Here is a 3,866-nt window from a genome sequence, read left to right as displayed (position 1 = left end):
CGGCAAGCCGATCGCCCGGCTGCCGCTGCTGAGCACGGACGAGCGCCGGGTGGCCGAGCAGGCGAGCGCCGGCGACGTCCTGGACCGGTGGCGGGTACGGTGCCATCGGCGGGAGCGCTGATGAGCTGACTGGCCAGGGGGCGATGACGGGTGCTGACCGCAGCTCCGTCGACACGGGGTCGGCGATGGTGGAAGCTGTTCGGCGTCGCCGGCGTGCTCGCCACGGCCCTGTACACCCTGAATCTGGCCGAACCGGTCAGCGTGGCCTGTTTCGCCGCGATCGGCGCCGGCACGGTCTGGGCGTGCTTCTCCGCCCCGCGCCGGCTCGGCGCCGAGCCTCGCGCGGCCTGGTTGTTCATGGGCGCCGCGGCCCTGTTGTTCCTGGTCGGCGTGGTGGTCCGGCCGCTGGTGGTCGGCCGGCCGCTGATCGCGGACGCGTTCACCGTGCCGGGCTACGTCCTGATCGGCACGTCCTTCACCATGCTGCTGCGCTCGCGGGGCGGCATCGCCCGGCACTCGGTCCTCGACGGGCTCATGGTGTGCCTGGCCGGCGGGCTGGCCGGCGCGCTGCTGCTCGCGGCGCCGGCCGCGGCGATCTCCGTCCGCCCGGCCATCGAGTCGGTGCTGGCCGGGCTCTACCCGCTGTTCGACGTGGTGCTGCTGGCCCTGGGCATCAACCTGACGTTCACGGCGCGCACCTGGCCGGTGAGCCTGACGGCGCTGCTCGGCGGGATGGCGCTGATGGTCGTGGGCGACGTGGCGTACGGGATCATCGGCGTGGAGGGCAAGACCTACACGTCCCCGCTGCTGGACGTGCCGTTCCTGCTGGCGTACGTGCTGCTCGGGGTGAGCGCGCTGCACCCGTCGGTGGTCGGGCTGGGCCGCGCCACCCGGCACCCGGTGCAGGCCTGGTCGTGGCGCCGGATGACCCTGCTGGTGCCGGCGGTGTCCACCCCGTTCGTGCTGCTGGTGCTGGTCGGCGGCGAGTCGCCGGAATACCGCGCGCTGATCGGCGCCTGCGGCCTGGCCATCGTCGCGTTGCTGCTGCTGCGGGCCGTCTCCGCGGTGCAGGCTCAGGTCGCGGCGCAGCTGCACTCCGAGCACCAGGCGATGCACGACCCGCTGACCGGCCTGCCCAACCGCCGGATGATCTCGCACGAGATCGAGCGGCTGCTGGGCACGGTGCCCCCGCCGGACACCCGGCGGATCTGGGTGTACCTGCTCGACCTGGACGGCTTCAAGTGGGTCAACGACTCCTGGGGCCACGACACGGGTGACCAGCTGGTCATCGAGGTCGCGGCCCGGCTGCGCGCGGCGATCCCGGCCGGCACGATGCTCGCCCGGGTCGGCGGGGACGAGTTCCTGGTCGCGTACCTCGGCGACGAGCAGGGGGCGCTCCGGCTGGTCGACGTCATCCAGGGCTGCTTCGCCAGCTCGCTGCGGGTCCGCGACACCGAGGTGGTGATCAGCGCGTCGATCGGCATCGCGCACGCGCCGGGCGACGGCACCCCCGAGGTGACCGCCCAGGCCCTGCTGCGCGACGCCGACACCGCGATGTACCGCTCGAAGGCGGAGGGCCCGGGACGGGCCACGATCTTCGACACCTCCATGCACGACCGGGTCCGCGAGCGCATCGAGCTGGAGGGCGCGCTGCGCACGGCCCTGGTAGAGGGCCAGCTCAGCGTCGTCTACCAGCCGATCGTGCGGATGGAGACCGGCCGGCCGATCGGCGCCGAGGCCCTGGTGCGGTGGAACCATCCGCAGCGCGGGCCGATCCCGCCGATGACCTTCATCCCGGTTGCCGAGGACGCCGGCCTGATCGGCACGCTCGGCACCTGGGTCCGCAACGAGGCGCTCAGCCAGCTGGCCACCTGGCGCGCGGACGGCACGGTCGGACCCGACTTCTACCTGTCCATCAACGTCTCGCCGCGCCAGCTCAGCAACGCCGAGCTGCCCCTGATCGTGGCCGGTGAGCTGCTCCAGCACGGGGTGCCGGCCGCGGCCGTGGCGCTGGAGATGACCGAGTCGGTGATGGCCGACGGCGGCAGCGTCACCGCCCGGGTGCTGTACGAGCTGCGCGAGCTCGGCCTCAAGCTGCTCGTCGACGACTTCGGCACGGGCTTCTCGGCGCTGGGCTACCTGCGCCGGTTCCCGGTCACCGGGGTCAAGATCGACCGGTCGTTCGTGTCCGGGCTCGGCGAGAGCGGCGAGGACGAGGAGATCGTCCGGGCCGTGGTGGCGATGAGCCGGGCGCTGGGCCTGAGCATCGTGGCCGAGGGGGTGGAGACCCGGATCCAGCGCGACGCGCTCGCCGCGGTCGGCGTCACCCAGGGCCAGGGCTGGCTGTGGGGCCCGGGGGTGGGGGCCGGCGACTTCGCCACCCACTGGGGCGCCCGCCGGTACGCCCCTGCTCCTCCCGGGTGAACCCGCGGCACAGCGGGTACCGTCTTCCCCATGAGGTGACAAACGTCTCCTCAGCCCCTGGCGTCCCGCCGACAAGTCCGGCATTATTCGCTCGCCCGGATCCTTGCCTTCGGCGGCACCGGGCCGATGACATGGGGACCGGAGGAGGCGACATGATGACGAGTTTGATCGGATCCCAGGGGTCCGTGCTCTGGCTGGTGGCCGTGCTGCTCTTGCTGGCCTCGGGACTGACCGCCGCCCTGCTCCTGGCCGTCCGGAGCAGCTCCGCGCCGATGCGCGCCGAGCACCGCACCCCGGAGCACTGAACCTCCGACCCGGCGTCATCGCCGCCGTCGCCCGCTGGCAGGCTGGGCGGATGCGCTTCGCCACGTGGAACGTGAACTCGGTCAAGGCCCGGCTGCCCCGGCTGCTGGAGTGGCTCGAGCAGGCCCGGCCCGACGTGCTCTGCCTGCAGGAGACCAAGGTCGCCGCCGACGGTTTCCCCGAGCAGGAGGTCGCCGCGCTGGGCTACGAGACCGCCGCGTACGGCCAGGGCCGCTGGAACGGCGTCGCCCTGCTCTCCCGGATCGGCCTGGCCGACGTGCGGCACGGCTTCGACGGCGAGCCCGGCTTCCCCGAGCCGGAGGCCCGCGCGATCAGCGCCACCTGCGCCGGCATCCGCTTCACCTCGGTGTACGTGCCCAACGGGCGCACCCCGGACGACCCGCACTACGCGTACAAGCTGGCGTGGTTCGCCGCGCTGCGGGACGCGCTCGCCGCAACGCCCGGACCGGCCGTGGTGGCCGGGGATTTCAACGTCGCCCCGAGCGACGACGACGTCTGGGACATCAAGGTCTTCGCCGGCTCCACCCATGTCACCCCGCCGGAGCGCGAGGCTCTGGCCGCGCTGCGGGCGCTGGGTCTCACCGACGTCGTGCCCCGGCCGATGAAGGGCGACCGCCCGTTCACCTACTGGGACTACCGGGCCGGCATGTTCCACCAGAACAAGGGCATGCGGATCGACCTGGTCTATGCGACCGCCGACGTGGCGGCCCGGGTCACCGACGCGGTGATCGACCGGGAGGCCCGCAAGGGCAAGGGCCCCTCCGACCACGCTCCGGTGCTGGTCGACCTGGACGGGGACGCCGCCGGCGACGCGTAGTCGCCCGTCTGAGCAGAGCCGGATCCGACCGCACCGCGTAGGCTGGGCGGGATCGCAATCATCCGGCGGGGACAGGAAGGGGAACGGACATGGACACCCGGGTACCGGCCGCTCCGGTCCTCGCCCCCGCGCCGGCCCTGCTGCGCGCGGCGCTGGACGCCGCCGGCGAGGCGGTGCTGTTGTGCACCGCCGAGGATCACACGATCGTGCTGGTCAACGCCGCGGCCCAGGCCATGCTGCCCGACGTGCGGCCGGGGGTCACGGCCGCGCCCAGCCCGCTGGCCGGGCTCGCGCGGGCGAT

Annotated in this window: 4 protein-coding genes; all 4 read left to right on the top strand. The window is 73.3% G+C overall.

Translation table 11 applies throughout. From position 1 onward, the window contains the following. Nucleotides 1-213 precede the first annotated feature (213 nt). A complete protein-coding gene (locus tag AB0C29_RS37490) occupies nt 214-2,424 on the top strand; it encodes an EAL domain-containing protein (RefSeq protein WP_360830807.1) in 2,211 nt (736 codons plus the stop codon). 152 nt (nt 2,425-2,576) lie between these two features. Continuing rightward, a complete protein-coding gene (locus AB0C29_RS37485; protein WP_360830804.1) occupies nt 2,577-2,729 on the top strand; it encodes a hypothetical protein in 153 nt (50 codons plus the stop codon). A gap of 50 nt (nt 2,730-2,779) precedes the next feature. Beyond that, nucleotides 2,780-3,565: an exodeoxyribonuclease III gene (locus AB0C29_RS37480; protein ID WP_360830801.1), complete on the top strand. Its 786-nt coding sequence runs from the start codon at nt 2,780-2,782 to the stop codon at nt 3,563-3,565. A gap of 89 nt (nt 3,566-3,654) precedes the next feature. Beyond that, a partial coding sequence (locus AB0C29_RS37475) for a PAS domain-containing protein (protein WP_360830798.1) occupies nt 3,655-3,866 on the top strand: 212 nt, incomplete at its 3' end.

Origin of the sequence: Actinoplanes sp. NPDC048791 (assembly GCF_040650095.1) — a bacterium.
Classification (GTDB): domain Bacteria; phylum Actinomycetota; class Actinomycetes; order Mycobacteriales; family Micromonosporaceae; genus Actinoplanes.
The sequence above is the reverse complement of the archived record's forward strand: the minus strand, read 5'-3'. Positions and strand labels throughout refer to the sequence as shown.